Below are 26930 nucleotides of genomic sequence, written 5' to 3' on the forward strand. Positions count from 1 at the left end.
GCGAAAGATGAAAAGTCGGCGCCGGCAACTTCCTGCGTGCTTGTGATCCCCACATCAATCGGGCATTTGTGCGGCGCTGTCCTCGAACCGGGGCAGCTCAAGGGCAGGTACGTGGCGGTTTTGGTTCGGAACGTCGCCGAATAGGGCAGTTGGACGAGGTCAAATGGTCGTTTCACTTTCGCGCCGGGGGGAAGTCGAGCCCTTCCACGCGATGGACATCCTGGCGGAAGCCAACCGGCTGAAGGCCACCGGCGTGGCCGTCGTGTCGATGGCCGTCGGTCAGCCGTCCGATCCCGCCCCGATCGGCGTTCGCGAGGCGGCGGCGGCCGCGCTCAGGCATGGCCGCATCGGCTACACCGACGCCTTGGGGCTGGCCGAATTGCGCAAGGCGATCGCGGCGCATTATGGCGACCACTACGGGATCGACGTCGCGCCGTCGCGCATTGCCGTCACGACCGGCTCGTCCGCCGCCTTCAACCTCGCTTTCCTGGCGATGTTCGATCCGGGCGACCGCGTCGCCATCGCCGCGCCCGGCTATCCGGCCTACCGCAACATCATGGCCGCGCTCGGTATCGAGATCGTCGAGATAGAGCTCGGCGCGGATGCATATTTGCATGCCGATCACGTGAAGGCCGCGCATCGCGAGAAGCCGTTGAAGGGCGTGCTGTTCGCCAGCCCGGCCAATCCGACCGGCGCGGTCATACCAGCGGACGAACTTGCCGCGCTGGTGAAGACGGCCGAGGAGCTCGGCATCGCTGTGATCTCCGACGAGATCTACCACCGGCTGGCTTACGCGGCTCCCGACGTCACCGCGCTCGCGCATGGCACCGGCGTGACCGTGATCAACTCCTTCTCGAAATACTATTGCATGACCGGCTGGCGCATCGGCTGGATGGTGCTGCCCGAGGAACTGGTGCGACCGGTAGAGCGTATCGCCCAGAGCCTCTATATTTCGCCGCCGGAATTGTCGCAGGTCGCCGCTATCGAGGCCTTCAAGGCGACGCAGGAGCTGGAGAAGGTGAAGGCGCGCTATGCCTGGAACCGCGACCTTCTGATGAAACGCCTGCCGGAACTCGGCTTCGCGCTCGCCGCGCCCATGGACGGCGCCTTCTACGCCTTTTGCGATGTCACCCGTCACACCAATGACAGCATGGCTTTCGCGCGCAAGATGCTGGCCGAGGCGCATGTCGCGGCGACGCCAGGCCGCGACTTCGACCCAAGGCAGCGCCACCGCACAATGCGCTTTTCCTATGCCGGCTCCCATGACGATATGATCGAGGCGCTGGCGCGCATCGAACGCTGGTTGAAATAGAAGTCATGCCGGAACTCGAGCAGGCATTGGCGGAAGTCGCCGCCGAAATGGCCGAACGCGCTGATCGCGGCCAGGTGGCAGCCTACATCCCTCAGCTCGGCAAGGTCGATCCGAAGAAATTCGGCATTGCCGCCGTGACCAATGATGGCCGCGTCATCCTGGCCGGCGATGCCGATCAGCCCTTTTCGATTCAGAGCGTCTCGAAGGTCTTCACCTTGACGCTGGCGCTCGGCAAGATCGGCGATGCGCTCTGGCACCGCGTCGGCCGCGAGCCGTCCGGCAATCCGTTCAACTCGATCGTCCAGCTCGAGCATGAGGGCGGCATTCCGCGCAATCCCTTCATCAATGCCGGCGCCATCGTCGTCTCCGACGTGTTGCTCGCCGGCCATCAGCCGCGCGAGGCGATCGGCGAGATACTGCGCTTCATCCATTTCCTCGCCGATGACGAGACGATCATCATCGACCGCGAGGTGGCGGCATCCGAGCGGGCCACTGGCTACCGCAACTTCGCGCTTGCCAACTATATGAAATCCTTCGGTAATCTTCATCATGAGCCGGATCTGGCGCTGGGTGTCTACTTCCACCATTGCGCGATCGCCATGAGCTGCCGCCAGCTTGCCATGGCTGGCCGGTTCCTCGCCAATGGCGGCAGGAACCCGGCGACCGGGCATTCGGTCGTGTCGGCAGAGCGGGCGCGCCGCATTGGCGCGCTGATGCTGACTTGCGGCCACTATGATGGCTCCGGGGATTTCGCCTTTCGCGTCGGCATCCCCGGCAAAAGCGGTGTCGGCGGCGGCATCTTGGGGATAGTACCGGGTGTGGCGTCGCTCGCCGTCTGGTCGCCTGGCCTCAACGAGAACGGCAATTCCAAGCTCGGTTCCATCGCGCTGGAGAAGCTCGCCAGGATGATGAACTGGTCGATCTTCGCGCCGTAAAATAAAGAAATCCCGCGCCGGATATAGCGCGGGATTTGTCTAAAAAGATCAGCCTAACTACCTGAGACGGTTTAGAAAAAGCCCTTGCGCTGCCACCAGCCGGCACGCTTCGGCTTGTCCTCGGTCTTGGCTTCGTCGGACACATTCGAGGACACGACGGGAACAACCGGCGCGTCGATCGACTGCGGCTTGCGGCGCGTTGGATGGGCGGCAGGCTCCGCCTCGGTCGCCAGGGGAGCCGCAGGTGCCGGCTCAGGCACGACCGCGACGGGCGCGACCTCGGCTTCCACCACAGGTTCGGACACCGTCTCGGCCACGGTTTCCTCGGTGGCCTTCTTTGCGCGCGAGCGGCGGGGCTTCTTCGGCTTCTCAACCGCCTCGACATCGTCGCCGGTGGCCGCCGGAGCAGCGGGCTCGTCGCGCGCAACTGCTGCCAGTGTCGGCTCGCTTACGGCGTCGGCATCTTGCGCAGCCTTGTCCTCGAGGTCGCCGGCGGCTTCGTCGGCAACGGCCTCCGAACCTTCGTCCTCACGGCGATTGCGCTTGCCGCCGCGCTTGCCGCGACGCCGCTTCTTGTTGGCGGCATCCTCGGCTGCCGCCACCACGGCCTCGCCGCCGGCGGTCGCCTCGTGGGCTGCTCCTTCCGTTGCAGCCTCGGCATCGTCGTCGGCCTCGCCTGCCTCCGCCGGCGCTGCCGCGACATCGCCGCTATGTTCTCGGTCGCGATCCCTGCCGCCGCGCCGCCGCCTGCGCTTGCGACGCTTGCGATCACGGCCTTCGCCGTCCTCGGACCGCTCCTGCTGGCCGTGCTGCGGGTGGCGGGGCTGTTCGGCCTGGACCGAAACTTCCTCTTGGTCCTCTTCGACGACGATCTCGTCCTCGGGCTCGTCCGGCTCGGCATAGGCCGGCAGGCTGCGTACCTCGACGAAGCCTTCCGGCTTCTCGGCGATGGCGCCGCGGAAGATCGCGTAGTGCTGGGGGCCCAGCGTTTCGTCAGCCTCAATCGTGATCGTCAGGCCGAAGCGGGCCTCGAGCTCCACCAGGTTGGTGCGCTTGTGGTTGAGCACATAAAGCGCGGTCGCGGAGGGCGTGCGTACGATGATGTGGCTGCGCGAATCCTTCAGCAGGAATTCCTCGATCGCCCGCACCACCATCAGCGCCACGGAGGAGTCGGAGCGAACATGGCCGGTGCCGCCGCAATGCGGACAGGGCTTCATGGTCGATTCCAGCACGCTGGCGCGTATACGCTGGCGCGACATTTCCATCAGCCCGAAATGCGAGATGCGGCCGACCTGGATACGGGCGCGATCGTTCTTGAGGTGATCCTTCAGCCGCTTCTCGACGGAGCGGTTGTTGCGGTTCTCCTCCATGTCGATGAAGTCGATGACGATGAGGCCGGCAAGGTCGCGCAGCCTAAGCTGGCGGGCGACTTCCTCGGCCGCTTCCAGATTGGTGTGGAGCGCGGTCTCCTCGATCGAATGCTCCTTGGTGGAGCGGCCGGAGTTGACGTCGATCGAGACCAGCGCCTCGGTCTGGTTGATGATGATGTAGCCGCCGCTCTTCAGCGTCACCTGCGGCTGCAGCATGCGGTCGAGCTGCGCCTCGATGCCGTTGCGCACGAAGATCGGCGTGGTGTCGCGGTAAGGCTGAACCACCTTGGCGTGGCTCGGCATCAGCATGCGCATGAAGTCCTTGGCCTCGCGGTAGCCGTCTTCGCCGGAGACCAGGATCTCGTCGATGTCCTTGTTGTAGAGATCGCGCACCGAGCGCTTGATCAGGCTGCCTTCCTCATAGACCAGCGCAGGGGCCGTGGATTGCAGCGTGAGGCTACGGACGTTCTCCCAAAGCCGCATCAGATATTCGTAGTCGCGCTTGATCTCGGCCTTGGTGCGGCTTTCACCGGCGGTGCGCAGGATGACACCCATGCCCTGCGGCACGTCGAGGTCGGAAACGACCTCCTTCAAGCGCTTGCGGTCCTGGGCGTTGGTGATCTTGCGCGAGATGCCGCCGCCGCGCGCCGTGTTCGGCATCAGCACCGAATAACGGCCGGCAAGCGAAAGATAGGTCGTGAGCGCGGCGCCCTTGTTGCCGCGCTCTTCCTTGACCACTTGCACCAAAAGGATCTGGCGGCGCTTGATGACTTCCTGGATCTTGTACTGGCGGCGCACCGGCTTGCGGCGGTTGCGGATTTCCTCGAGCGCATCCTCTGCGCCGACCGATTCTACTTCGTGCTCGTCGGAATGCGACGCGGAGACGTCCTCGAGCATGCCGCGATCATTTTCGCCGGCGGCTTCGCTGCTCTGCTCGGGCTGATCCGCCTGCGGGACCGGCTCGGAAACCACGTCGGCATCGACGCTCGCCGCAATCGAGGTGGGGCCGCCTTCGGACGGCTTGCCGTCCTCGTCGTCCGTCGCGTCGTCGGCGCCGATCTCGGCGGAGGACTCTTCAGCCGTTCCCTGGCCGGCTTCGACTACGACGGCCTCGGTGACGGTCGCGGCATCTTCCGGCGAGGCATCTGCGGTCAAGCCGCCAGCTTCCTCGCTCCCAGCGGCCTCGGCGGTGTTTTCGTCAAGGGCTGCGGCCTCGGCCGGGCTTCCCTCGTTCTCCACGGAAGCATGCTTGTGCTCGCCGCGGTCGCGGTTCTTGCCGCCCCGCCGCCGGTTGCGCCGGCCGCCACGATCGCGCGCCTGCTGTTCTTCTCCATTCTCCGCCTCCTCGTCGTCTTCGTCCTGGGCTTCCTGCGCTTCGGCGCGCAGAAGAGCCTGACGGTCGGCGACCGGGATTTGATAATAGTCGGGATGGATTTCACTGAAGGCGAGAAAACCGTGACGGTTGCCGCCATACTCGACAAAGGCTGCCTGAAGGGACGGTTCGACGCGGGTTACGCGGGCGAGGTAGATGTTTCCTTTGAGCTGCTTCTTGTCCTGGGATTCAAAGTCGAATTCTTCAATGCGGTTACCGCGAACGACGACAACGCGTGTTTCCTCCGGGTGGGAGGCGTCTATCAGCATCTTGTTGGGCATTATCTTGTTTCCTGCCGGCAGCCGACAGCCGCAACGGGCGAGGCAGAGCCCGCCGCTGTGCGCCTGTATCTGTGTGCATGCCGGATAATTGAACGTCCGCCGGCCGCCGCTTGAGCGCGATGGCGGTGCCGCCCGCAGCCATTATGGCGCGGTTTGGTGCGGACCTTTCCATGATTGCGCTTAAAGCCATCGGCACCCAGCAGAACCTTTTGAACCAAAGCCCGGGCTTGAGCCGGACCAGCTTGTTTGCTCACAAAGAGCCGGCGCGGGGCAAACCCGGCCGTTTTCCACACGCAAGCGATTCCCCCGCCACGGGAGCACGCTTGCGAAAACCGTCGCGACCACCTGAGCCCGGAAGGTAAAGAAGCCGCCTTTGCGTCCGACCCATTGGCAGGAAACTGCTGAAGCGAGCGGTTCCAGGATTGCAGTGATCCAACGTCGCTTTTATGATTTGACGGGGTGGAAGGCAACCCCGATTTCGGATGCCGGCAAAAAGCGCTTCCGTTGGGGAAGGTGCCCTTCTCGCCGCTCCATGAAAGGCTTGGTTAACCTTCTCTGAATACCAATCGTTAATCGAGTTGGCGGCCTGACAGGCACTCTGCGAGAAAAGCGGGCGCAATGCGTCAAACCGGAAGCGACTGGAAAGAGATGGGACGGGCGGGCATCGCGCACAAGAGGGGTGGGACCGCGGTGAGTTTCCCTCGCATGGCATGGGCCGTGTTGCTGCTGGCGGTCCTGTTTTCTTTCGCCGCTGCCGCGCGCGCCGATGCCCTGCTTGGCGCGACCGGCTACAAGATGGCTGGCGACGCCACCAAGATGCGCATCGTCGTGAATTTCGACCGCGAGCCGGACGTCAAATGGTTCTTGTTGCGCGGCCCCAATCGCCTGGTCATCGATCTGCCGCGCACGCGATTCGCGCTCGACCCCAAGGATGTGAAGCCGCGCGGCCTAGTGCGGGCCGTCCGCTACGGCGATCAGGGGCATGGTTCGCGCCTGATCCTCACCGGCAAGGGTCCTTTCGCCGTCGACAAACTCGACGTGCTCAAGAATGACGACGGCAACGGCTACCGCATCGCCATCGACATGTCGGCTGCTTCGGAGCGGGAATTCGACGAGGCCCTCGCCAACCAGTCGCTGACCACCGGTTCGACGGTTTCCACCGAAAAGGGCGAGCGGGTCGGCACGGGACCGGTCTCTGCACCCGGCCATCGCTTCACCGTGGTTATCGATCCCGGCCACGGCGGCGTCGATGGCGGCGCCGAAAGCTCCGCCGGCACGATCGAGAAGGACGTCACGCTCGCTTTCGCCAAGGAGTTGCGCGACAAGCTGGCCGCGGTCGGCAAATACGATGTCTACATGACACGAGACAATGACGTGTACCTGGCGCTTGACGAGCGTGTGCGCATTGCCCGTCAGCATGAGGCCGATCTCTTGATTTCGATCCACGCAGATACGATCGCCGTCAAGGGGCTTCGCGGCGCCACTGTCTACACGCTATCGGACAAGGCTTCCGATCCGGAGGCCCAGGCGCTCGCCGATCGCGAGAACCTGTCTGACCAGTTCGCCGGGATGAAGATCGAGGACGACAACAAGGAAGTCACCGACATCCTAATCGACCTGATCCGTCGTGAAACCCATGGATTCTCGATGAGCTTCGCCCATACGCTGGTCGGCCAATTGTCGACCAGTGTCGGCCTCATCAATAATCCGCAGCGCTCGGCAGGTTTCAGGGTGCTCAAGGCTCCGGACGTGCCGTCCGTTCTGGTCGAGCTTGGCTATCTCTCCAACGTCAAGGACGAAGCGCAGCTGCTCAACGCCGACTGGCGCGGCAAGGCGGCGCAAAGCATAACCAACGCGGTGGCCCTGTTCGCAGCGGCCAAGGCCGGAACGGCGACGGGCGGCTGACCCTTCGCGCCCGCTTACAACCGCCGGGCGTCTGCAGTCACAAGCAGCCGTTGCATGACGACAACACCCGACGTTATTATTTGATAACCGAATGCTCAAATTTCGCGCTGCCGTATTTTGTCCACATGGTCGCGACATGGGTCTTTGATTGCGGATTGGGACCGCCCCGGGAAGCTTGCGCGACTGTCGGCTTCGTTTAGGAAATTCCCGAACCTCGGACTGGAGCGGGCATGATTCGTCTCATCGGCTATTTCTTCGGCATCGGCACGACGCTCGCGTTGCTGGTGGCGGCAGGCCTTGCCATCTATATCAGCCATGTGGCGAAGGACTTGCCTGACTACGAGGTTCTGGCCAAATACGAACCGCCGGTGACGACGCGAATTCATGCCTCCGATGGTTCGCTGATGGCGGAATATGCGCGCGAGCGGCGCCTCTACCTGCCGATCCAAGCCATTCCGGATCGCGTCAAGGCCGCCTTCATGTCGGCCGAGGACAAGAACTTCTACAACCACCCCGGCATCGACATCACCGGCCTGGGCCGCGCCATCATCGTCAACCTGCAGAACCTAGGCTCGGGCCGGCGCCAGGTCGGCGCTTCAACCATCACCCAGCAGGTGGCGAAGAACTTCCTGCTCACCTCGGACCAGACCTATGAGCGCAAGATCAAGGAAATGATCCTGGCCTTCCGCATCGAGCAGGCCTATTCCAAGGACCGCATCCTTGAACTCTATCTCAACGAGATTTTCTTTGGCTTCGGTGCTTATGGCGTCGCGGGAGCCGCGCTCACCTATTTCGACAAGTCGGTCAACGAGCTGACGGTCGCGGAAGCCGCCTATCTCGCCTCGCTGCCCAAGGGCCCCAACAATTATCACCCCTTCAAGCACGCGGACCGGGCGATCGAGCGCCGTAACTGGGTCATCGACCAGATGGTCGAGAATGGCTACGTGACCCGCGAGGAGGGCGCCAAGGCCAAGGCCGAGCCGCTTGGCGTGACGCCGCGCCGCAATGGGTCTTACCTGTTTGCCGGCGAGTATTTCACCGAGGAAGTCCGCCGCCAGATCATCGCTCGCTACGGCGAGAACGCGCTCTACGAGGGTGGCCTGTCGGTGCGCACCACGCTCGATCCCAAGATCCAGCTTATCGCCCGCAAGTCGCTGCAGAACGGTCTGCTCAAATACGACATGCTGCGCGGCTATCGCGGCCCCGTCACGCATATCGATATCTCCGGCGACTGGGGCGTGCCGCTCGGCAACGTGAAGGGCCTCGAGGATGTGCCGGAGTGGACGCTGGCCGTGGTGCTCGACAGCTCGGCCGCCGGCCTGACCATCGGCCTGCAGCCGGCGCGCGAGGTCTCCGGCGATCTCGGCAAGGACCGTGTCCAGGGCACCGTCAGCAAGGACGACATGGGTTTTGCCATGCGCCATTTCGTCAGCGGCAAGTCCGTCAGGGCGAAGTCTCCGGCCGAAGTGCTGGAGCCGGGCGACGTGGTCTACGTGCAGAAGAATGAAGGATCCGACAACACCTATATGTTGCGCCAGGTGCCGGAAGTCGAAGGCGGCCTGGTCGCGATGGATCCGCACACCGGCCGCGTGCTCGCCATGGTCGGCGGCTTCTCCTATGCGCAGTCCGAATTCAACCGCGCGACCCAGGCGATGCGCCAGCCTGGCTCCTCGTTCAAGCCGATCGTCTACTCGGCGGCGCTCGACAACGGCTACACCCCGGCGTCGGTGATCATGGATGGTCCGATCACCATCCAGAGCGGCAATACGACCTGGACGCCCAAGAACTACGACGGCACGGTCGCTGGGCCTGCTACCTTGCGTTCCGGCATCGAGAAGTCGCGCAACCTGATGACGGTGCGGCTCGCCAACGACATGGGCATGAAGCTGGTCGTGGAATATGCCGAGCGCTTCGGCGTCTACGATCATCTGGCGCCTTATCTGCCGATGGCGCTTGGCTCGGGCGAAACGACCGTCATGCGCATGGTCTCTGCCTATTCGATCATGGCCAATGGCGGCAAATCGATCAAACCCTCGCTGATCGACCGCATCCAGGATCGCTACGGCAAGACAGTGTTCAAGCAGGACGAGCGCGGCTGCGAAGGCTGCAACGCCACTGAATGGAAGAACCAGCCTGAGCCGGAACTGGTCGACAATTCCGAGCAGGTGCTCGACCCAATGACCGCCTACCAGATCACCTCGATGATGGAAGGCGTCGTGCAACGCGGCACCGGCGCCACCGTCGGCGAGCTCGGCCGCCATATCGCGGGCAAGACCGGCACGACCAATGACGAAAAGGATGCCTGGTTCATCGGCTTCACGCCTAACCTCGTCGTCGGTCTCTACATGGGCTACGACACGCCGCGCGGCCTCGGCAAGGGCGCGACGGGTGGCGGTCTTGCGGCGCCGATCTTCAAGGATTTCATGCGCGTGGCGCTCGACGGCAAGCCGAACACCGACTTCCAGGTACCGGATGGCATGAAGCTGATCGCCATCAACCGCAAGACCGGCATGCGTGCCGCCGAAGGCGATCCCAACACCATCGTCGAGGCCTTCAAGCCCGGCACCGGCCCCGCAGACAGCTATTGGGTGATCGGCATGGGCGCCGATGGCTCGAACGGGTCGGGTGGCGCGTTGTCGCCGCAGGCCAACCAGGCCATCCAGGACGGCGGCGGCGGGCTTTACTGACGTCTCGACAGTTCTCGAATGGGTCGGCAAGCCGCCGGCCCATTTCGCTTTACAGGCCGCGATGCCGTGCCTATGTATCGCGCCTATTCCGAAAATACCGAAGAACAGGACCGAACCAAGAGCCATGCGCGCGGAAACGCTCAACATTGTCGACGAGATCAGGCAGGCGATTACCCTGCTGAGGAGGCATCTTTGACTGGGATCAGGCTGTAAAACGGCTTGAGTACCTGAATTCACGCGCCGAGGATTCCAGCCTATGGAATGATCCGATCGAAGCGCAGAAGCTGATGCGCGAGCGCCAAGGGCTCGAAGAAGGTATCGCCGCCGTCAAGGGAATGACCCAGGCGCTGGAAGACAATATCGGCCTGATCGAGCTTGGCGAGGAAGAGGGCGACGAGGGCGTAATCGCGGAAGCAGAGGCGGCGCTGCGCTCGATGCAGGGCGAGGCAAAGGCCCGCCAGGTCGAGACCCTGCTCTCCGGCGAAGCCGATGCCAACGACACCTATCTCGAAATCCATGCCGGCGCCGGCGGCACCGAGAGTCAGGACTGGGCCTCGATGCTCCTGCGCATGTACACGCGCTGGGCCGAGCGCCGCCGCTTCAAGGTCGAGGTGCTTGAAGTCCATGACGGGGAGGAAGCGGGCATCAAGTCCGCCACCGTGATGATCAAGGGCCACAACGCCTATGGCTGGCTGAAGACGGAATCCGGCGTCCATCGCCTGGTGCGCATCTCGCCCTACGACAGCAACGCGCGGCGCCACACCTCCTTCGCCAGCGTCTGGGTCTATCCGGTCATCGATGACTCGATCGAGATCAATGTTTCCGAAGCCGACGTGCGCATCGACACCTATCGTTCCTCCGGTTCGGGCGGCCAGCACGTCAACACCACCGACTCGGCCGTGCGCATCACCCATCTCGCCACCGGCATAGCAGTCGCTTGCCAGGCCGAACGTTCGCAGCACAAGAACCGCGCCAAAGCCTGGGAAATGTTGCGCTCGCGTCTCTACGAAGAAGAGCTGAAGAAGCGCGAGGCGGTCGCCAATGCCACCGAGGCATCGAAGAGCGACATCGGCTGGGGCCACCAGATCCGCTCCTATGTGCTGCAGCCCTACCAGCTCGTGAAGGATCTGCGCACCGGCGTCGAAAGCACCTCTCCGTCGAGCGTGCTCGACGGTGACCTCGACGAGTTCATGGAGGCCTCGCTCTCGCATCGCATCGAAGGCGGCGCCGGCGAAGCTGTGGCCGACCTCGACTAGGATTTCCGACGCCGCACGATGCAGAAGCCGCTGACGCGCAGACTTGCCGGAAAATGCTTCTGCGGCGCCGTCGGCTACGAAGTCGCCGACGAATTTGTTTACGCGGCGAACTGCCATTGCTCGAACTGCCGGCGCACGACGGGGTCGGCTTTCAAGCCTTTCGCCGGCATCGAGCGCTGCAAATTCCGTCTCACAGCGGGCTACGGCGGCCTGCTGATCTATGGCGACGCGAGCGGCCATGATGCGCATTGCGGGCAGTGCGGTTCGCTGCTCTATTCCCTGGTGCGCGACGGCGCCTTCGTCCATATTCCCATGGGAACGCTCGTCGACGAGCCAACCATCCGGCCGAGTGCCCACATCTTTGTCGGCTCCAAGGCGAAGTGGTTCACCATCACCGACGACCTGCCGCAGTATGATGGGCATGTGACCGGCTGAGTGGCCGGAAGCGGCATTGACCCACTGCCGCTGGCAGGCGCTCGGTTGCGGATTGGCTGAACCGCTGTCGCGGTTATTGCGCCGGCCAAGGAATCAGCGCAGCCTTTGCGGTGCTGTATAGAAGCATTTATGGCCGGACGCGGCATAACTGCGACTGACGATCCGGCCACAGGGAAGACACGTTCCGGGAACGGGCAAGCGAAAACGCTTGATGCTCGAAAGGAACGCTTCGATGTCTGCTGCCAAATCAGGATCGGCCCAAGCCGTTCGACCGGCTGGCCGACTTTTATTCTCCCTGCTTGCTGTCGAGATAATCGCCACGCTGACGGCGACGGCCACTGCGCATGATGCGCAGCCTACCGCTGCCATGCCGCAGGGCTGGAAATACCCCTTCGCCTGCTGCGCCAACTTCGATTGCAAGGAGGTGCCGCAATCGTCGATCAGCGAGCGACCCGAGGGCTACGTGATAAAAGGCACGGGCGAAGTGGTGGCCTACAGCGACAAGCGGGTCAAGAATTCACCCGACGGCGAGTACCACTGGTGCGCGCATCAGGCCGGGCTCGACGCTGGCAAGACCATCTGCCTGTTCGTGCCGCCGCCCTCTTACTAGGGCCCTGAAGCTGCCGCGACAGTAGGCCGGCCCGAGGGCGCGGGCTTCGACCCATGGCAGGCGAATGCTGCTTACGCTGCTGACGGATAGTTGTCAGGACGGCTTCTTTATGTTGCCTTACCATGGAGCAATTCCAGGGAAAGTGCGCAGCGGTTCTCCGTCCGGAATTGCGTGAAACGAAAGCGCGCAATTCCAGGGAAAGTGCGAAGCGGTTTTCCGTCCGGAATGGCGTGAAGGGCGCGGCGGCAATGGGAGAGGTGAGACAATGATCATCAAAGGCAGCTGCCATTGCAAGGGGACGACCTTCGAGGTGGCCGAGGCGCCGCGGACGGTGACGCAATGCACATGCTCGTTCTGCTCCAAGCGCGGGTCGCTGTGGGCCTATTATGTGCCGTCGCAGTTCAAGCTCACGAGCCCGCCGGAGAACGTCTCGTTCTACCGCTGGGGCTCCAAGACCGTAAAGCATGGGTTCTGCGCTGTATGTGGCTGCGGCACCTTCACCGAAACGCCGGACTGGTCGACTGGCAAGCCGGATTTCGACAACCCGAAGATCAGCGTCAATTCGCGCCTTTTCGACGATTTCGATCTGGACAAGGTCGAAGTGGAGGTCATCGATGGCAAGAATCTGTGGTAGAGGCGAGGCGGGAACCGTCGCTGGGCTTTACTGGCCGCATTCCCGTTCCGTTTTTCGCCGCATTTCATGCTAAAAGGCTGCGGAAGGGCTGATTTGGCGCGGCCGCAAGGCCGTGAATTGGAGAGGGACCAATCTCATGAAGAAGACTGTGCTCGTCGCCGTGGCGACGGCTATGCTGGTGAGCGCTTGCACCACCACCGATCCGTATACCGGGGACCAGAAGATCTCCAATACGGCTGCTGGCGCCGGCCTCGGCGCACTTGCAGGCGCCAGCCTTGGCCTGCTGGCCGGCGGCAATGACCGCCGCAATGCGCTGATCGGCGCCGGCATCGGCGCGCTCGCCGGCGGCGCGATCGGCGCGACGATGGACCAGAACGAGGCCGAGCTTCGCCGTCAGTTGCAGGGCACCGGCGTCAGCGTCACCCGCAGCGGCGACCAGATCATCCTCAACATGCCGTCCGACATCACTTTCAACGTCGACCAGGACGCTGTGAAGCCCGGCTTTTATCCGGTGCTGAATTCGGTCGCGCTGGTGCTGAAGAAGTTCCGCCAGACCACGGTGGACGTCTTCGGCCACACCGATTCGACCGGCGGCGATCAGCACAATTTCGACCTGTCGCAGCGCCGCGCGCTTGCGGTCGCCAACTACCTTGCTGGCCAGGGCGTCGATCAGCGCCGCTTCGCCGTCACGGGCTTCGGCAAGACGCGCCCGATCGCATCCAACGCGACGGCCGCAGGCCGCGAGCAGAACCGGCGTGTCGAAATCCAGCTGTCGCCGCTGACCTGAGACAGGGCGCTCAGGAGCGCAACTTCGCAAGCAGAACGGCCCCGTCTGGGGCCGTTCTTATTTTAGGTGATCCACCGCCGGTCAGAAGTGTCAAGACATTAGCTTTTTCTAATTCATGCTTTTCCTTAGCCTGGGAAAGGATTAGCATTCGAGTTGTTCCAGAGGGGATGGGGCGAACATAGGCCGCGCTATAGCATTCTCCGCCTCGGTCCTGCACGGCCAGATCAAAATCTGGGAGGAATGCATGACAAGAACGGCTCGCCTTGGGCGCTGTAGCGTCCTGATTTTAACTGGTCTGTTGACGACCTGGCTCGGTGCGGTCGCGGCCCAGGCAGAGGACGCGAAAAAGGCAGACATCGAGGCCTTGAAGAAGTCGCTGGCAAAATACGAAGACTATACGGCGGCCGTCCGCGACCTCTATCTGTCGACCGTCGGTTGCGTCCACTATAACGGCGAAAAGATAGAAGGCGCGATGTACTATCCAAAGGGCGCCATGGGTATCCATTTCGTCAACGTGCCGAGCGTCGGCAAGCCGCTCGATCCGATGAAGCCCAACGTTCTGATCTACGAGCCGACCAAGAAGGGCTTGAAGCTGGTCGGCGTGGAATGGTTGGTGCCGCTGACACCGGACATCAAGGAGGTCCCGACGCTGTTCGGTCAGAAGTTCATGGGACCGATGGAGGGGCACTATCCGCTCATTCCAAGGGAGTTCGTTCACTACGACCTTCACGCCTGGCTGTTCAGGGATAATCCGAACGGGATGTTCAGCCCGACGAACCCGAACGTGAAATGCACCGGGGCCGAGTTCCCGATGCTGGAGAAGCCGACCAAGATGATGCCTGGACCGATGTAGCGCAGGGCGCGCGCTGCAAGAAAACGGCCCCATTCGGGGCCGTTTTCGTGCTGCCTGTGCTGGAGCCGGGGTCTCAGACCTTGGCGACGATCCGCATGAAGGCCGGCACGTCGTCGCCAAAGCCGACGGTCGCATCGTCTTCTTCCTGGCGGTGGCGGCCGGGGCGGTCGCGCTGCGGACGGGCCTCGCCACGCTGCTCATGACGGTCGCTGGAGCCCTTGCGCTCGTTCTCGGAACGGATCGCGTCCTTGCGGGCGCGGCGTTCGGCGATGTCGGCCACTTCGGCGACGGGCTGCTCGTCGCGCGCTGTGTCGGGCGTCTCGTCGCGCTTGGCGTGACGGTCCTTCTTGCGCTCGCCCCGGTCCTTGCGGTCCTCGTCCTTGCGGCCGGCGCGACGCGGTGCGCCGCGGCCGCGCCGCGGCTGCTCCTCGCCCTCGCTTTCGGTCACGGTAGACAGGTCGCCGTCATGCCATTCGATCTTGGTTCCGATCAGCCTTTCGATGGCGTCGACATATTTGGTGTCGGAGCGGGTGGTGATGGTGAACGACTTGCCGGCGCGCCCGGCGCGGCCCGTGCGGCCGATGCGATGGACATAGTCCTCGGCATGGATCGGGACGTCGTAGTTGAAGACGTGGCTGACATCGGGGATGTCGAGACCGCGCGCGGCGACGTCGGAGGCGACGAGGTAGCGCAGCTTCCCGTCACGGAAATTGGCCAGCATCTGCATGCGGGCGCGCTGGTCCATGTCGCCATGCAGCGCGCCGGCGTCGAAATCATGCTTGAGCAGCGAGCGGAACAGCTCGGAGACATCGACCTTGCGGTTGCAGAAGATGATCGCGTTCTTCAGGTCGGCGTCTTCGGCCTTGATCAGATTGCGCAGCGTCTCGCGCTTCTCCCACGGCTTCGTGCCGGACTTCACCAGCCGCTGCGTGATGCTCGTCGCGGTGGAGGCGGCCTTCGAAACTTCGACGCGCACCGGCGCGTGCAGGAATTTCTCGGTGAGCTTGGTGATCTCCGGCGGCATCGTCGCCGAGAAAAACAGCGTCTGGCGAGTGAACGGGATCATCTCGCAGATACGCTCGATGTCAGGAATGAAGCCCATGTCGAGCATGCGGTCGGCTTCGTCGATGACGAGTATCTCGACGCCGTTGAGCAGCAGCTTGCCGCGCTCGCGATGGTCGAGCAGGCGGCCGGGCGTGGCGATCAGAACATCGGCGCCGCGCTCGAGCTTCTTGTCCTGCTCGTCGAAGGAGACGCCGCCGATCAGAAGCGCGATGTTGAGCTTGTGGTTCTTGCCGTATTTGATGAAGTTCTCCTCGACTTGTGCGGCGAGTTCCCGCGTCGGCTCGAGAATCAGCGTACGCGGCATTCGGGCTCGCGCCCGGCCTTTCTCCAGCCGCGTCAGCATCGGCAGCACGAAGGAAGCGGTCTTGCCGGTGCCGGTCTGGGCGATGCCCAGCACGTCCTTGCCGAGCAGCGCATGCGGGATGGCGCCGGCCTGGATCGGAGTCGGCTTGGTGTAGCCGGCATCTGAGACTGCGGAGAGGACCTTGGGCGAAAGGCCGAGGTCTGAGAATGTCAACGCTTCTTGAGCGGTCGTGGTGTCTGAGGACAAGTGTTTGTTGTCTTTGGCTGGTTCGGGAAATCGCAACGCGTGTTGCGGCAGGCGCCGCGCGCCTGCAAGATCGCGGTTGCAGTTAGGCGCAAGTCCGCGATTTGTCAACAGAAACGGGCGGGAATCAGCCGATTGCGAAGACGTAACCTTAATCGCGATGCTTAATCGAGACAGTATCGGCGCGCCGGATCAGTAGCGGAACTGCTCGGCAAGGATGCGTTCGTTCCACGAATGGTTGGGGTCGAAGAGCAGAGTTGCCGTCGCCGTCGGCGATTCGCGCACGGTGACGGAAGCCACCGCCTTGACCTCGGTATGATCGGCGGCGGCATTCACCGGCCGCTTTTCGGCTTCCAGGATGTCGAAACGCACTGTCGCCTTGTTGGACAGCAGCGCCCCGCGCCACCGGCGTGGCCGGAAAGGACTGACCGGCGTCAATGCCAGGAGCGGCGCATCGAGCGGCAGGATCGGTCCATGCGCCGACAGATTGTACGCCGTGGAGCCGGCGGGCGTCGCAATCATCACGCCGTCGCAGTTGAGTTCCTCCAGCCGCACCTGGCCATCGATGGTGATGCGGATTTTCGCCGTCTGGTAGGACTGGCGCCACAGCGCCACTTCGTTGATGGCCGGGGCCGAAACGGATTCGCCGTCATCCGTCACGGCGATCATTTCCAGAGGACGGATCGTCTCGGCGACCGCGGACGCGATGCGCTCCTCGAGGCCGCCTGCGCGATATTCATTCATCAGGAAGCCGATGGTGCCACGGTTCATACCGTAGACTTTCTTGCCGGTGCTCATCGTGTCGCGCAGCGTCTGCAGCAGGAATCCATCACCGCCCAGGGCGACAATGATGTCGGCCTCGGCGACAGGTATCTGCCCGTAGCGCGACGACAGGCTTTGCAACGCTGCCCGGGCGTCGTCGGTGTCGGAAGAGACGAAGGCGAAACGGCTGGCGGCTTTGCTCATGGCTCCCGGAGGGCGGACCATCTGCGGGCCGCGCCGGCGAGGGCGTAGCATGCGACGCCGGTATCTGTGAAGCGCGACGTAACGTGCCGACCGCACTCCACAATCGCGCTTCGTGACACTCGCGACACGAATGTGATGGCCGCAATGGTTAAGAGGAAGCTTAAACACTCGTAAAGCCGGATCGATCATGTTAGCCGAGAGTGGATGGGTTGGCGGGGGCTGACCAGTCGAGAGAACCTGTCTATTGCCGGTAACACGTCTGATCATAGTCTTCCTGATGATGGGAAGTTTCGCGGTGATGTTCGCCGAGTTGGTGCGTCGTTCCGAGGAAATGAGCCAGCGGCCGCAGCCAACGACTTCTCGCTGTGGAGATGCCACCGGGACCCCCTGTCCGCAAAGGGCGCTGTAGCCCGCGCGGGGAAGACATCGACAAGGAATGCGGCATGACCGGTTTGTGGTCATGACGACCGTTGGCCGAGTCGATGCCCGGTGAAATCGAATGGGAGATCCCATCAAGTCCTGTTAGCTGCGCTCTCCACGGACTTGACTGGTCCCGGAGCCAGCTTGCCGCCTGCCGTAGCTGAGGCCTGATCTTGAGGGGTTTGGCCGGCGTGCTCAGGAAGCCCGGCTTCTCATCGACACAGTTTCCGATCGACCTTCGAAATACGGCTCGAAGACCGTCTCGAATGCCTTGAGCGCCGCGCCGATTGCCTGGTGCATGTCGAGATAGCGATATGTCCCGAGCCGGCCACCGAAGTGAGTGTTTTCTTCCCTGCGCGCGCGCGCCTGGTAGCGTTCGTAGGTTCGTTGGTCCGTGCGGGTATCGATCGGATAGTAGGGTTCATCTCCGCGACGAGCGAAACGTGAGAATTCACGCCCGATCAACGTCTTGTCGCTGTTGAATTCCCGCTCAGGGTTGAAATGCCTGAACTCGACGATGCGCGTGTAAGGCACCGCTTCGTCCGCGAAATGCATGATCCCGGTGCCTTGATAGTCCGGCGTGTCAACGTGTTCGAACTCGATGTCGATCGTTCGCCATCCGAGATCCCCTTCCGCGTAGTCGAAATACCGGTCGATGGCGCCCGTGTAGGCGATCGGAAATTTCTTGGGCACCAGTCCCTTGATGTCGAAGAAGTCGACGCCCAGCCTGGTCTCGATCAGCGGATGCGCAAGCATCTTCTGGAAGATCGCGGTATAGCCCTCGAGTGGCTGGCCCTGGTATCGATCGTTGAAATAACCGTCCTCGAAAGTGTAGCGCACCGGCAAGCGCGCGATGATCTGCGGAGGGAGGTCGCGCGGGTCGGTCTGCCACTGCTTGGCGGTGTAGCCTTTGATGAACGCTTCGTAGAGCGGGCGTCCAACAAGCGAGATGGCTTTCTCCTCGAGATTGGCCGGCTGCCGGCCGCCGAGTTCGGAAGATTGCTCCGCAATCAGTGCTCGCGCTTGTGCGGGGTTCAACCGCCTGCCGAAGAACTGGCAGATCGTGGCCAGGTTTATCGGCAAGGAATAGACCTGGTCGCGGTATGACGAGAACGCGCGATGCCTGTAGGAGCTGAATTGCGTGAAGCCATGCAGATAGTCCCAGACTTCCTTGTTCGGCGTATGGAAGAGGTGAGGTCCGTAGCGATGGATTTCGACGCCGGTTGCGGGGTCGAGCTCGGTATAGGCGTTGCCGCCTATGTGCTGGCGACGGTCGATCACCAGCACGCGACGCCCCAGCTTCGTCGCAATACGCTCGGCCAGCGTTGCGCCGTAGAACCCGGCTCCTACGATAAGAACATCAGCGCCATTCAACATGACTTCGCCCGGGCTACGGCATGAACGGGAGGCGATGAGATCGCGACAGTGGAAAGTTCGATCGCCTTGGAGTGCTGTCGCCGGACATGCCGCCACAGCAGTTTCTTCAATCGATGCGCCTGTCTGAATGTCTTCAAGCGGCGGGCATAATCCAGCGTCATGCGCAAACCGATCGCGGTTTTCGATCGCCAGATGCGACCCTTGGTGTCCACGGCCTCATAAGAGATCGGATAAAATTCATCCAGGCCAAACCTGGCCTCCAGCTGCGCGTATTCCGCATGTGGCGTAAGGCCCTTCTCCAACATCATTTGGGAAAGCGCGGATCCGACAGGGCGAGTGTGACGAACCGACAACTTGTCGAATACGGCGGACTTGCGTCGGTTGTCCGCCCGCAGGCGTGTCCAAAGGGAATCGAGACCGAAGCCGCTCAATGAACATTCGAAGAGCGGCAACATTTTCAGAATTACATCGGCCCGGAGGCAGGGAGCCATGATCTCGACCTTGTCCACGAAGCGGAACTCGAAACTGTCGCAGCGCATGAACGGCAGATGCGAAAAGTAGCTGTCGAGTGTCAAAGAGGGCTGGCCGACATCGAGGTCGAGCCGCCGCATGGTCGCGAATATAGCTTCGATCGTTTTTCTATCGACCTCGAGATCGTCATCCGGGAACCAGAAGAACTGATAGCGCTCAAGCAGGTCGGGTTGCTGACGAAACAGGGCGAAAATGCCGTCCCACTTGCCGCCTTTCTTTTCCACCCGCCTTTCGTAAGGCAGGCGGAAGGCCGTTGGATCGGATCCATAGTAACTGACAATAAGGTCGAAGTTACATTCGGGATCGTCCGCGCCCCAGCCTCGGTGCAACGAACGGTCGCCGGCTCTGACGATCACGAGATTGCGGTGGCCGGCCGGCACCGGAGATTCGCGGATGATGTTCATGCTTCGATGGGCTGCTTTTGCTGCTGGCTGCACTTACACCAATGTTGCCCGGTTCAGAAGGTGGAACGCCGGGAACGCTTGCCGAGAGGCCGGCCGCCGGTTATCGACCGACGTAATTCGGCATTTTGCGAAGATGACCCTCTGCCAGGACGAGCCATGAAACTGATCGTTGTTACCCCCGCTGGGCGCGAAAAATATCTTGGCGTGCTCAGCCATCACGTCCTCAAAAGCTCTCGTGTCCATGAATGGCATTTGTGGGACAATTGCCGCAACGAGCAGGATCGGGCCTATCTCAGACAATTGGCGGGCACCGATTCGCGGATCAAGATCAAGACGCTGCCTGATGCCAATGGAAGTTTCGACGTCATCGGACGGTTTTTCCGTTTCTGCGACGACCCCGATGCCTTCTACCTGAGGCTGGACGATGACATTGTGTTCCTCGAGGACGGTTTTTTCGAAAAGTACATGGAACGGGTGTTGCCCGAGCGAGGCTCGGCACTTTGGTATGCGCCGCTCATCATCAACAACGCCATCTGCAATACATTCATCAAGTACCTCTCGGCGGTGCAGATAGAGGGGCCCCTGACATGCCAGGCGATGTGCCCGTTCTCCTGGGCCCATCCGACCTTCCCGCTCGCTATGCATCCGGTCCTGATCGAAGCGGTGCGCACCGGCCGCCTGGATGATTTCCGCGTGCCCGACCGCGAAGTCAGGGCGTCGCGGTTTTCCATCAACGCGATCGGCTTCTTCGGCTCGGAGATCGTGGAACTGGGAGACCTTTTCCATCCTGCGGGAAACGACGAGGAAGAGTGGCTGTCGGCTGTCCTGCCCGTGAAGCTCGGGCGGCCGGGCAAGGTTTTCGGCGATCTGATCGCGGCGCACTTTTCCTTCTATCCGCAAGAAAAGGCGCTTCTGGGCACCACGATCCTCGAGAACTATTATGATCTGGCCGGGCTGCCGCCCCCTGTCTACAAGAAGACCGTGGTAAGACTGAAGGACCGTTTGAGACCCTGGAAGAAAGACCGCAAAGCCACGCCGCCGCCGAAATACCGGATCGCGCTCTCGAAGGACCGAGCGGACCCGAAGCGATAGGATGGGAGCGTCGGCAGATCCTGGTTTCCCCGCTCGGAAAAGCCGAAGCGCAGCGTCCGCCGTCGGTTCGCCTTTACCCCAGCAGGTGACAGCCTGGCTTGCGTCTGCCCTCGACATATCCGTCGATGAGTTGCCTGTAGCGCTCCTTGCCGAAGCTCGGGAAGTGGCCGCCATGCACCACCGACACGTCGAGGTCGCGCATGGCCAGCAGCGTCTCGACATACTCGCCGATGTCGGAGTGATAGACGTCGTCAATCAGCGGCCCGTCATAGACGATGTCGCCTGACAGCAGGACCCGGGTCTTCCTCTCGTAAAGCGCGATGCCGCCTGGCGAATGTCCAGGCGTATGGATGACCTCGAAGGCGCGGTCGCCGAGATCCACGACGTCGCCGTGCTCGAGCAGCCGGCTGGCTGGCGCCGGCAGGACGCGGTAGCGCGCTGTGTCCCAGCCCGCCGGTATGCCGTCGAACATCTCCTCATTGGCGTAACGGTCCGCGACCGTCCAGTCGTTGCGCGGATCGGCGAGGATTGCCGCTTCGGCGGCGTGCACGCAGCGATCGGGGAATTCGTGGTGGCAGCCGATGTGGTCGAAATGCGTGTGGCTGGCGATACAGGTGAGCTTGCGCTCGGTGACCTGCGGCACATTGCGTCTTAGGCTGAAATGGCCGAGGCCGGTATCGAACAAGAGGTCGCGGTCCCGCCCGCGCACATGCCAGATGTTGCAGCGGAAGAACGGCTTGATCCATGGCTCATGGATGAGCGTGATGTCGTCGCCCATGCGGATGGTTTCGTACCAGTCGGGAGCCTCGATCACCGGAAGCGTGCTCATGGATCAGTCCGCCAGCAGGATGATGTCTTGAGCGTCGCATGAAATCGCTATCGTGTCGCCGGCCTGGTAGGCTGCCAAAGCCGGAGCCTTGGCGATGAACTGCAATGCCGGATCCTGCGTCGAAGCGGCCAGCACGCGCTTGAAGCTGCCCTGGAAGACGACATCGCTGATCTTGGCCTTGCCAAGTGCGACATCGCCCTTTGCTTCGCCGAGCATCAGGTTCTCGGGCCGGATGGCAAGCGCGACCTTGACGCCCGCAGGCAATGCGTCGGGCAGCGAAATCGGCCCGACCGCCGTCGAGACCGTAACGATCCCGTTCTTCGCTTCGGTCACAATGCCGGCAAGGATCGTGCTTTCGCCCATGAAGGTGGCGGAAAACCGCGTCGCCGGCCGCGCATAGACCCGTTCGGGCGCGCCTTCGTCCTCGATACGCCCGTCATTCATCACCACGCAATGGTCGGCCAGGGCCATGGCTTCTTCCTGGTCGTGGGTGACATGAACGAAGGCGGTGCCGACGCGCTTCTGGATCGCCTTCAGCTCGTCCTGCATCTGGCGGCGCAGCTTGAGATCGAGTGCGCCGAGCGGCTCGTCGAGCAGAAGTACCGCCGGCTCGATGACCAGCGCGCGGGCCAGCGCCACGCGCTGGCGCTGGCCGCCTGAAAGCTGGTGCGGCTTCTTGTCGAAGGCTGCCGCCAGCCCGACGAGGGCAAGCGCATCGCGCGCTTTGGCTGCCCGCGTCGCTCGGTCGACGCCTTGCATGCGCAGCCCGAAGCCGACATTGCCGCCGACGCTCATATGCGGAAAGAGCGCATAGTCCTGGAACACGGTCGTCGTCGGCCGCTTGGCGGGCGGCACGGCGGTGCAATCCTGGCCGCGAATGAAGACCTTGCCTTCGCTGGGTGTGACGAAGCCGCCGAGGATCGAAAGCAGCGTCGTCTTGCCGGAGCCTGATGGTCCGAGCAGGATCGTATAGCTGCCGGGCTCGATCGCCAGCGAAACGTCTTTCAGCACGGGAAGCTGGCCGAAGCGGTGCGAGACGTTGCGGATGTCCACTAATGGAGCGCTCATGCCGGCTTTCTCCGCAACAGCGTCAGTTCGAAAAACACCACCAGGACGATGGAGACGGCAAAGACCAGCGAGCCGACCGCATTGGTCTTGGGGTTGAGGCCGGAGCGCAGGAGATTCCAGATTTCGACAGGCAGCGTCGTCTCGAAACGGGTGAGCAGGAAGGAGATGACGAACTCGTCCCAGGAAAAGGTCATCGACAGGAAGAAGCTGGCGAAGATCGCCGGCGCCATGACCGGCACGGTGATCATCAAGAGCACCTTCCATTCCGGCGCGCCGAGGTCGCGCGCGGCGCGCTCGATGTTGATCTGATGATCGCCCATCTGGCTGTAGATGATGGCGAAGCAGAGCGGCAGGTTGATCACCACATGGCCGATGCCGGCCGCTAGCAGCGATTTCGGCACGCCGGCCCAGTTGAACAGCACCAGCAGCCCCATGCCGATGATGAGGTAGCTGACGGTAAGCGGCAGCGTGATCAGCCCGCGCAGGATGGCAGAGCCCGGCAGCACGAAGCGCGCGAAGCCCCAGGCGGAGAGAAAGCCGAGCGTGACGGAAGCAAGCGAGGACAGCACCGCCACCAGCAGCGAATTGACCAGCGCCGAGGTGAGCCGCGCATCGGTCAGCACCGCCTGGTACCAGCGCAGCGACGGTCCGGTGAAAGGCGGGATCGGGAAGGAGGTGGCCTGCAGCGAGAACAGCACCAACACCACCACCGGCAGGAAGATGAAGCCGTAGACGGCGATGGCGTAGACCCAGGCGGCAAGGCGGACGACGGCGCGCATCGTCAGGCCCGCTCGATCTTCAGCCAGCGGGCACAGGCGAGATAGGCGATGGTCACGACGGCCATCAGGATGATCGACAGCGCCGAGGCTAGTGGGAAGTCGCCGCGGCGTCCGATCTGCATCATGACGAGCTGCGGCATGACCAGTTCGTTGTTGCCGCCGAGGATCTGCGGCGTGATGTAGTCGCCGATGCAAAGCACGAAGGTGAGGAAGGCGCCGACCATGATGCCCGGTAAGGTCAGCGGCAGCACGACATGCAGGAAGGTCCGGATAGGTCCGGCTCCGAGATCGGCCGCGGCCTTGCGGTAGCTCGGGCTGAGCTGTTTGAGGTTGGCGAAGATCGTCAGCGTCAAGAGCATGACGAAGAAATGCACGAAGCCGGTGACGGTGGCGAAGCGCGTGTTGGCGAGCTGCAGCGGTTCGCCGATCAGGCCGATGCCGGTCAGCGCCCGGTTGATGACGCCGTTCTGCGCCAGAACCAGCAGCCAGGAATAGGAGCGCACGACGTAAGACGTCCAGAACGGGAGCACCGCCAGCATCAGCGCCAGCCGCTGCCAGCGTTCCGGCACCATCTCGGCGAGGATCCAGGCAAAGGGATAGGCGAGCAGGATCGAGATCACGGTGACGGTTCCCGTCACCTCCAGCGAGTTGACCATCGCCCGCCAATAGGATGGGTCGGTGAAGAACTGGCTGTAATTGGCCAGCGTGAATCCGCCGCCTTCATGCGCCGTGAGGCTGGAAAACCCCATGGCGATGAAAGGCAGCACGAAGAACAGAAGCGTCCATGCCAGCGCCGGCGTGACCAGCGCCCAGGGCAGGGCACGCAAATTGCTGTCCGTGGATGCCATCGGCCGGTTTACTGCGCCTGCAGCATCTCGGTCCACATGTCCTGCATCTTCTTGTCGAGGTCGGCGTTCGGCGCCGGATAGGCCTGTGCGCGGGCGAGGAAGCCGGGCTGCTCGTCGAAGCGCAGGATCTTCTTCTGCTCGTCGGTGAGCGTCGCCTTGGTGTTGGAGGGCATGCCCCAGTAGCAGGAAGAGGTGGCGAGCCGCGCCTGGCCCTCGGGGCTCATGATGTACTGGATGAATTTCAGCGCCACGTCCTTGTTCTTGGAATCCTTGAACATGGCGAGCGACTGCGACCACAGCACAGCACCTTCCTTCGGGATCGAGAAGTCGAGCGCAGGGTTTTCCTTGGCAAGGCCGGCCGTCACCCATTCGCCGCCGCCGACCAGTATGTCGACCTCGCCGGTGGCCAAGGCGGTCTGGCTGGCGGTGACCTCGCCGACCAGCTTTGCGTTGGCCTTCATCTTGAGGAGTTCGGCCTTGAGAGCGGGCAGGTCGGCCTCGGTGAGGTCGGCCGTCTTCTTGCCGATCGCAAGCGCCGCCATGCCGATCACCGGCAGGTAATAGTCGTAGATCGCAACCTTGCCCTTGTATTTGTCGCTGGTGAGCGAGGCGAGCGACTGCATGTCGGCCGGATCGACCTTGGTCTTGTTGAAGCCGATCGTGTTGTAGCCGAACTTTTCGGTGATGCCGTAGCGCTTGCCGTCGACGACGGTGGACTTGTCCATCTTGACTTCAGGAAAGAGGTCGGCGAGGGGCAGCTTGTCCTCGGGCAGTGGTTCGAACAGGCCTTTCTCGACGCCGCGCGGCACGTCGATGCTGTCGATCACCATCACGTCCCAGTCGCCGGGCTGCGACTGATCGACGATGGCCAGTCCCGCGCCGGTGCCCTCGAATTCCTTGACGTTGACCTTGACGTTGTTGGCCTTCTCGAAGGGTTCGAGCAGCGCCGGATCGGAATGATCGCACCAGATCAGCGCATTGAGATCGGCGGCCTGGGCGGCATTTGCCGCGAGTAGCAGCGTAGCGGCCGCGCAAGCGGCGGAAAGATGGGACTTCAGGGCGGAAAGCGGAGTCCGGGCATTGACGGTCATCGAGTGTTCTCCCTGCCTTGCTGGCTTGTTGGAAGAAAAGTTGAACCAATTCTAAAATTGAGTCAATTATGATTTTGTGGCAGAGAAGCCGATATGAGCGGATTGCGCGAACGACAGAAGGCGGACCGGCACCGCCGCATCATCGATGCGGCCACCGCGCTGTTCCGCGAGTCCGGTTATGAGGGCGCCAAGATCGAGGCGATCGCCGCGCGGGCCGAAGTCTCGATCGGCACCATCTACAATTACTACCAGAACAAGGGCGACATCCTCGGCGCCATCGTCTCGCTGGAAGTCAACGAGGTGCTGAATGCCGGGCGAGGGGTGGTCGCCAGCCCGCCGGCGAATGTGGGCGATGCGCTGGACACGCTGATCGGCATCTATATCGAGCACTCGCTCAACTATCTCAGCAAGGAGATGTGGCGCCAGGCGATGGCGATCTCCACGCAGTTGCCCGACAGCCCCTTTGGCCAGGCCTACACCGCGCTCGACCGGGAACTGACTAAGCAGATCAGCGCCCTGATCGCGCGACTGAAGCAGATCGGCCTGGTGCGCGCGGACATAGACGGTCCGGCGGTGGGCGAGCTGATCTTCAACAACATGAACATGATGTTCATCGAATTCGTGAAGCGCGACGAGGCGAAGATACCGGAGCTGCGCGCGGCGATACGGAGGCAGAACAGGATAGTGGTGGCGGCGATCGGGATGTGAGGACGTCGGGAGGCCGCTTCGGCGGTTTTACTTCGCCAGACTTCGAGAACACTCTTGCGTCAAACGGTCTTCGGGTAGCCTGCTCCCCCAAGCTGGAAGAGCTGGTGCCCCCGGCAGGGATCGAACCCGCGACCTTCGGTTTACAAAACCGCTGCTCTACCAGCTGAGCTACAAGGGCACGGCGCTCCGGTAGCACATTTCGTGCGCCAGTAAAGATAAAACTCCGTTTTGAGGTGCCAACGGACTGCCGCCGAAGCCGGCATCCTGAAATCCGCCGGCGAGCTTCCTACATGTCATCCGGGTGCAATCGCATCGAACGGGGTGCCGCATGATCAGATTCGTCATCATCCTGCCACTCATCGTCGTGACCTGGCTTTTGCTGGTGAAGGCCATCAGCGATCTGAAGAAGGCCAATATCGACTGGACCGGCATCGCCACTTTCGTCGGCTTCATCGTGCTGGCCTTCTGGCTGAGGCATGTCACGGGGATGGGGTGAAGGGAAGCAAGGGAATAGGCAGTAGGCTGTAGCGGTAGCTAAGCTTCAATTCCCACTGCCTAATCCACTGCCTAACACCTCAACCTTCGACCCTTTTGCCGCTTTGCCATCGCCACCATCACGGCAAAGGTGATCACCTTCCTCTGACGGGAAGAACCATTTGTCTTCGAAGGGCGGCCTCGGGCCGCCTTTTTTTGCATACCCGGGACAGATCAAATCGGCGTTCGCAAAAGGGCGGAAAATCGCCGGCGAAAAAATCCGAAAAAATCTTC

Annotated in this window: 23 protein-coding genes and 1 tRNA gene; 13 read left to right on the plus strand and 11 right to left on the minus strand. The window is 62.5% G+C overall.

Annotation, left to right across the window (positions count from 1 at the left end):
* Positions 1 to 163 precede the first annotated feature (163 nt).
* Positions 164 to 1312, plus strand: a complete 1149-nt coding sequence (locus ACR64R_RS07555; protein WP_487361055.1) for a pyridoxal phosphate-dependent aminotransferase — start codon at positions 164 to 166, stop codon at positions 1310 to 1312.
* A gap of 5 nt (positions 1313 to 1317) precedes the next feature.
* Complete coding sequence (locus ACR64R_RS07560; RefSeq protein ID WP_487361056.1) at positions 1318 to 2247, plus strand: glutaminase; 930 nt, start codon at positions 1318 to 1320, stop codon at positions 2245 to 2247.
* Positions 2248 to 2318: 71 nt separating this feature from the next.
* On the opposite strand, the gene ACR64R_RS07565 is transcribed toward ACR64R_RS07560, so the two are convergent.
* Positions 2319 to 5270 carry a ribonuclease E/G gene (locus ACR64R_RS07565; protein ID WP_487361057.1) on the minus strand — a complete coding sequence of 984 codons (2952 nt, stop codon included), beginning with the start codon at positions 5268 to 5270 and terminating at the stop codon, positions 2319 to 2321.
* 705 nt (positions 5271 to 5975) lie between these two features.
* On the opposite strand from ACR64R_RS07565, the gene ACR64R_RS07570 reads away from it, so the two are divergent.
* The 8 genes from ACR64R_RS07570 to ACR64R_RS07605 all read left to right on the plus strand — a co-directional run bounded on the left by ACR64R_RS07570 (position 5976) and on the right by ACR64R_RS07605 (position 14437).
* Positions 5976 to 7175 (plus strand): N-acetylmuramoyl-L-alanine amidase, encoded by a 1200-nt coding sequence (locus ACR64R_RS07570; RefSeq protein ID WP_487361058.1) that lies wholly within the window; start codon positions 5976 to 5978, stop codon positions 7173 to 7175.
* Positions 7176 to 7405: 230 nt separating this feature from the next.
* Entirely contained in the window at positions 7406 to 9862 is a 2457-nt protein-coding gene (locus ACR64R_RS07575) for a penicillin-binding protein 1A (protein WP_487361059.1), read from the plus strand.
* Positions 9863 to 9986: 124 nt separating this feature from the next.
* A protein-coding gene (prfB, locus tag ACR64R_RS07580) for a peptide chain release factor 2 (protein ID WP_149802002.1) occupies positions 9987 to 11118 on the plus strand; the annotation gives its coding sequence in 2 pieces (ribosomal slippage) (positions 9987 to 10052 and positions 10054 to 11118; 1131 coding nt in all).
* An 18-nt stretch (positions 11119 to 11136) separates the two neighbouring features.
* Entirely contained in the window at positions 11137 to 11553 is a 417-nt protein-coding gene (locus ACR64R_RS07585; protein WP_487361060.1) for a GFA family protein, read from the plus strand.
* A gap of 232 nt (positions 11554 to 11785) precedes the next feature.
* Positions 11786 to 12163: a hypothetical protein gene (locus ACR64R_RS07590; protein ID WP_487361061.1), complete on the plus strand. Its 378-nt coding sequence runs from the start codon at positions 11786 to 11788 to the stop codon at positions 12161 to 12163.
* A gap of 265 nt (positions 12164 to 12428) precedes the next feature.
* Positions 12429 to 12797 (plus strand): GFA family protein, encoded by a 369-nt coding sequence (locus ACR64R_RS07595; protein WP_487361062.1) that lies wholly within the window; start codon positions 12429 to 12431, stop codon positions 12795 to 12797.
* 136 nt (positions 12798 to 12933) lie between these two features.
* On the plus strand, positions 12934 to 13584 hold the full coding sequence (locus ACR64R_RS07600) for a YiaD family glycine zipper/OmpA-like lipoprotein (protein WP_487361063.1): 651 nt from the start codon (positions 12934 to 12936) through the stop codon (positions 13582 to 13584).
* 244 nt (positions 13585 to 13828) lie between these two features.
* Complete coding sequence (locus tag ACR64R_RS07605; RefSeq protein WP_487361064.1) at positions 13829 to 14437, plus strand: hypothetical protein; 609 nt, start codon at positions 13829 to 13831, stop codon at positions 14435 to 14437.
* Positions 14438 to 14510: 73 nt separating this feature from the next.
* Here ACR64R_RS07605 and ACR64R_RS07610 read toward each other — a convergent pair whose 3' ends face one another.
* The 4 genes from ACR64R_RS07610 to ACR64R_RS07625 all read right to left on the minus strand — a co-directional run bounded on the left by ACR64R_RS07610 (position 14511) and on the right by ACR64R_RS07625 (position 19747).
* Positions 14511 to 16052 (minus strand): DEAD/DEAH box helicase, encoded by a 1542-nt coding sequence (locus ACR64R_RS07610; protein WP_487361065.1) that lies wholly within the window; start codon positions 16050 to 16052, stop codon positions 14511 to 14513.
* A 189-nt stretch (positions 16053 to 16241) separates the two neighbouring features.
* Complete coding sequence (locus ACR64R_RS07615) at positions 16242 to 17015, minus strand: NAD kinase (RefSeq protein ID WP_487361066.1); 774 nt, start codon at positions 17013 to 17015, stop codon at positions 16242 to 16244.
* A 615-nt stretch (positions 17016 to 17630) separates the two neighbouring features.
* Positions 17631 to 18812, minus strand: coding sequence for a UDP-galactopyranose mutase (gene glf, locus ACR64R_RS07620; RefSeq protein ID WP_487361067.1), 1182 nt, complete (start codon positions 18810 to 18812; stop codon positions 17631 to 17633).
* Positions 18806 to 19747, minus strand: a complete 942-nt coding sequence (locus ACR64R_RS07625) for a hypothetical protein (RefSeq protein ID WP_487361068.1) — start codon at positions 19745 to 19747, stop codon at positions 18806 to 18808. Before ACR64R_RS07625 ends, glf begins: the two co-directional genes overlap by 7 nt.
* Before the next feature lie 60 nt (positions 19748 to 19807).
* On the opposite strand from ACR64R_RS07625, the gene ACR64R_RS07630 reads away from it, so the two are divergent.
* Positions 19808 to 20839, plus strand: coding sequence for a hypothetical protein (locus ACR64R_RS07630; RefSeq protein ID WP_487361069.1), 1032 nt, complete (start codon positions 19808 to 19810; stop codon positions 20837 to 20839).
* Positions 20840 to 20912: 73 nt separating this feature from the next.
* Here ACR64R_RS07630 and ACR64R_RS07635 read toward each other — a convergent pair whose 3' ends face one another.
* Genes ACR64R_RS07635 through ACR64R_RS07655 form a run of 5 tightly spaced genes read right to left on the minus strand, consistent with a single transcriptional unit; the run spans position 20913 to position 25454 of the window.
* A complete protein-coding gene (locus ACR64R_RS07635) occupies positions 20913 to 21668 on the minus strand; it encodes an MBL fold metallo-hydrolase (protein WP_487361070.1) in 756 nt (251 codons plus the stop codon).
* A 3-nt stretch (positions 21669 to 21671) separates the two neighbouring features.
* A complete protein-coding gene (locus ACR64R_RS07640; RefSeq protein ID WP_487361071.1) occupies positions 21672 to 22736 on the minus strand; it encodes an ABC transporter ATP-binding protein in 1065 nt (354 codons plus the stop codon).
* Entirely contained in the window at positions 22733 to 23515 is a 783-nt protein-coding gene (locus tag ACR64R_RS07645; RefSeq protein WP_487361072.1) for an ABC transporter permease, read from the minus strand. Before ACR64R_RS07645 ends, ACR64R_RS07640 begins: the two co-directional genes overlap by 4 nt.
* Positions 23516 to 23517: 2 nt before the next feature.
* Complete coding sequence (locus ACR64R_RS07650) at positions 23518 to 24363, minus strand: ABC transporter permease (protein WP_487361073.1); 846 nt, start codon at positions 24361 to 24363, stop codon at positions 23518 to 23520.
* A gap of 8 nt (positions 24364 to 24371) precedes the next feature.
* Complete coding sequence (locus tag ACR64R_RS07655; protein ID WP_487361074.1) at positions 24372 to 25454, minus strand: polyamine ABC transporter substrate-binding protein; 1083 nt, start codon at positions 25452 to 25454, stop codon at positions 24372 to 24374.
* Positions 25455 to 25547: 93 nt separating this feature from the next.
* Between ACR64R_RS07655 and ACR64R_RS07660 the strand changes: the two genes are divergently transcribed.
* Positions 25548 to 26162 carry a TetR/AcrR family transcriptional regulator gene (locus tag ACR64R_RS07660; protein ID WP_487361075.1) on the plus strand — a complete coding sequence of 205 codons (615 nt, stop codon included), beginning with the start codon at positions 25548 to 25550 and terminating at the stop codon, positions 26160 to 26162.
* A gap of 102 nt (positions 26163 to 26264) precedes the next feature.
* On the opposite strand, the gene ACR64R_RS07665 is transcribed toward ACR64R_RS07660, so the two are convergent.
* Positions 26265 to 26340 (minus strand) — tRNA-Thr (locus ACR64R_RS07665).
* Between the two features lie 150 nt (positions 26341 to 26490).
* Here ACR64R_RS07665 and ACR64R_RS07670 point away from each other — a divergent pair.
* Positions 26491 to 26658 (plus strand): hypothetical protein, encoded by a 168-nt coding sequence (locus ACR64R_RS07670; RefSeq protein ID WP_487361076.1) that lies wholly within the window; start codon positions 26491 to 26493, stop codon positions 26656 to 26658.
* The last annotated feature ends 272 nt before the right edge of the window (positions 26659 to 26930 follow it).

This window comes from Mesorhizobium sp. MC2-1-1 (genome assembly GCF_057597255.1).

What these genes read in the sequence shown, in the direction of transcription:
- ACR64R_RS07555 (WP_487361055.1), top strand. Translation starts at nt 164, where the DNA reads ATGGTCGTTTCACTTTCGCGCCGGGGGGAAGTCGAGCCCTTCCACGCG.
- ACR64R_RS07560 (WP_487361056.1), top strand. Translation starts at nt 1,318, where the DNA reads ATGCCGGAACTCGAGCAGGCATTGGCGGAAGTCGCCGCCGAAATGGCC.
- ACR64R_RS07565 (WP_487361057.1), bottom strand. Translation starts at nt 5,270, where the DNA reads ATGCCCAACAAGATGCTGATAGACGCCTCCCACCCGGAGGAAACACGC.
- ACR64R_RS07570 (WP_487361058.1), top strand. Translation starts at nt 5,976, where the DNA reads ATGGCATGGGCCGTGTTGCTGCTGGCGGTCCTGTTTTCTTTCGCCGCT.
- ACR64R_RS07575 (WP_487361059.1), top strand. Translation starts at nt 7,406, where the DNA reads ATGATTCGTCTCATCGGCTATTTCTTCGGCATCGGCACGACGCTCGCG.
- ACR64R_RS07585 (WP_487361060.1), top strand. Translation starts at nt 11,137, where the DNA reads ATGCAGAAGCCGCTGACGCGCAGACTTGCCGGAAAATGCTTCTGCGGC.
- ACR64R_RS07590 (WP_487361061.1), top strand. Translation starts at nt 11,786, where the DNA reads ATGTCTGCTGCCAAATCAGGATCGGCCCAAGCCGTTCGACCGGCTGGC.
- ACR64R_RS07595 (WP_487361062.1), top strand. Translation starts at nt 12,429, where the DNA reads ATGATCATCAAAGGCAGCTGCCATTGCAAGGGGACGACCTTCGAGGTG.
- ACR64R_RS07600 (WP_487361063.1), top strand. Translation starts at nt 12,934, where the DNA reads ATGAAGAAGACTGTGCTCGTCGCCGTGGCGACGGCTATGCTGGTGAGC.
- ACR64R_RS07605 (WP_487361064.1), top strand. Translation starts at nt 13,829, where the DNA reads ATGACAAGAACGGCTCGCCTTGGGCGCTGTAGCGTCCTGATTTTAACT.
- ACR64R_RS07615 (WP_487361066.1), bottom strand. Translation starts at nt 17,015, where the DNA reads ATGAGCAAAGCCGCCAGCCGTTTCGCCTTCGTCTCTTCCGACACCGAC.
- glf (WP_487361067.1), bottom strand. Translation starts at nt 18,812, where the DNA reads ATGTTGAATGGCGCTGATGTTCTTATCGTAGGAGCCGGGTTCTACGGC.
- ACR64R_RS07625 (WP_487361068.1), bottom strand. Translation starts at nt 19,747, where the DNA reads ATGAACATCATCCGCGAATCTCCGGTGCCGGCCGGCCACCGCAATCTC.
- ACR64R_RS07635 (WP_487361070.1), bottom strand. Translation starts at nt 21,668, where the DNA reads ATGAGCACGCTTCCGGTGATCGAGGCTCCCGACTGGTACGAAACCATC.
- ACR64R_RS07640 (WP_487361071.1), bottom strand. Translation starts at nt 22,736, where the DNA reads ATGAGCGCTCCATTAGTGGACATCCGCAACGTCTCGCACCGCTTCGGC.
- ACR64R_RS07645 (WP_487361072.1), bottom strand. Translation starts at nt 23,515, where the DNA reads ATGCGCGCCGTCGTCCGCCTTGCCGCCTGGGTCTACGCCATCGCCGTC.
- ACR64R_RS07650 (WP_487361073.1), bottom strand. Translation starts at nt 24,363, where the DNA reads ATGGCATCCACGGACAGCAATTTGCGTGCCCTGCCCTGGGCGCTGGTC.
- ACR64R_RS07655 (WP_487361074.1), bottom strand. Translation starts at nt 25,454, where the DNA reads ATGACCGTCAATGCCCGGACTCCGCTTTCCGCCCTGAAGTCCCATCTT.
- ACR64R_RS07660 (WP_487361075.1), top strand. Translation starts at nt 25,548, where the DNA reads ATGAGCGGATTGCGCGAACGACAGAAGGCGGACCGGCACCGCCGCATC.
- ACR64R_RS07670 (WP_487361076.1), top strand. Translation starts at nt 26,491, where the DNA reads ATGATCAGATTCGTCATCATCCTGCCACTCATCGTCGTGACCTGGCTT.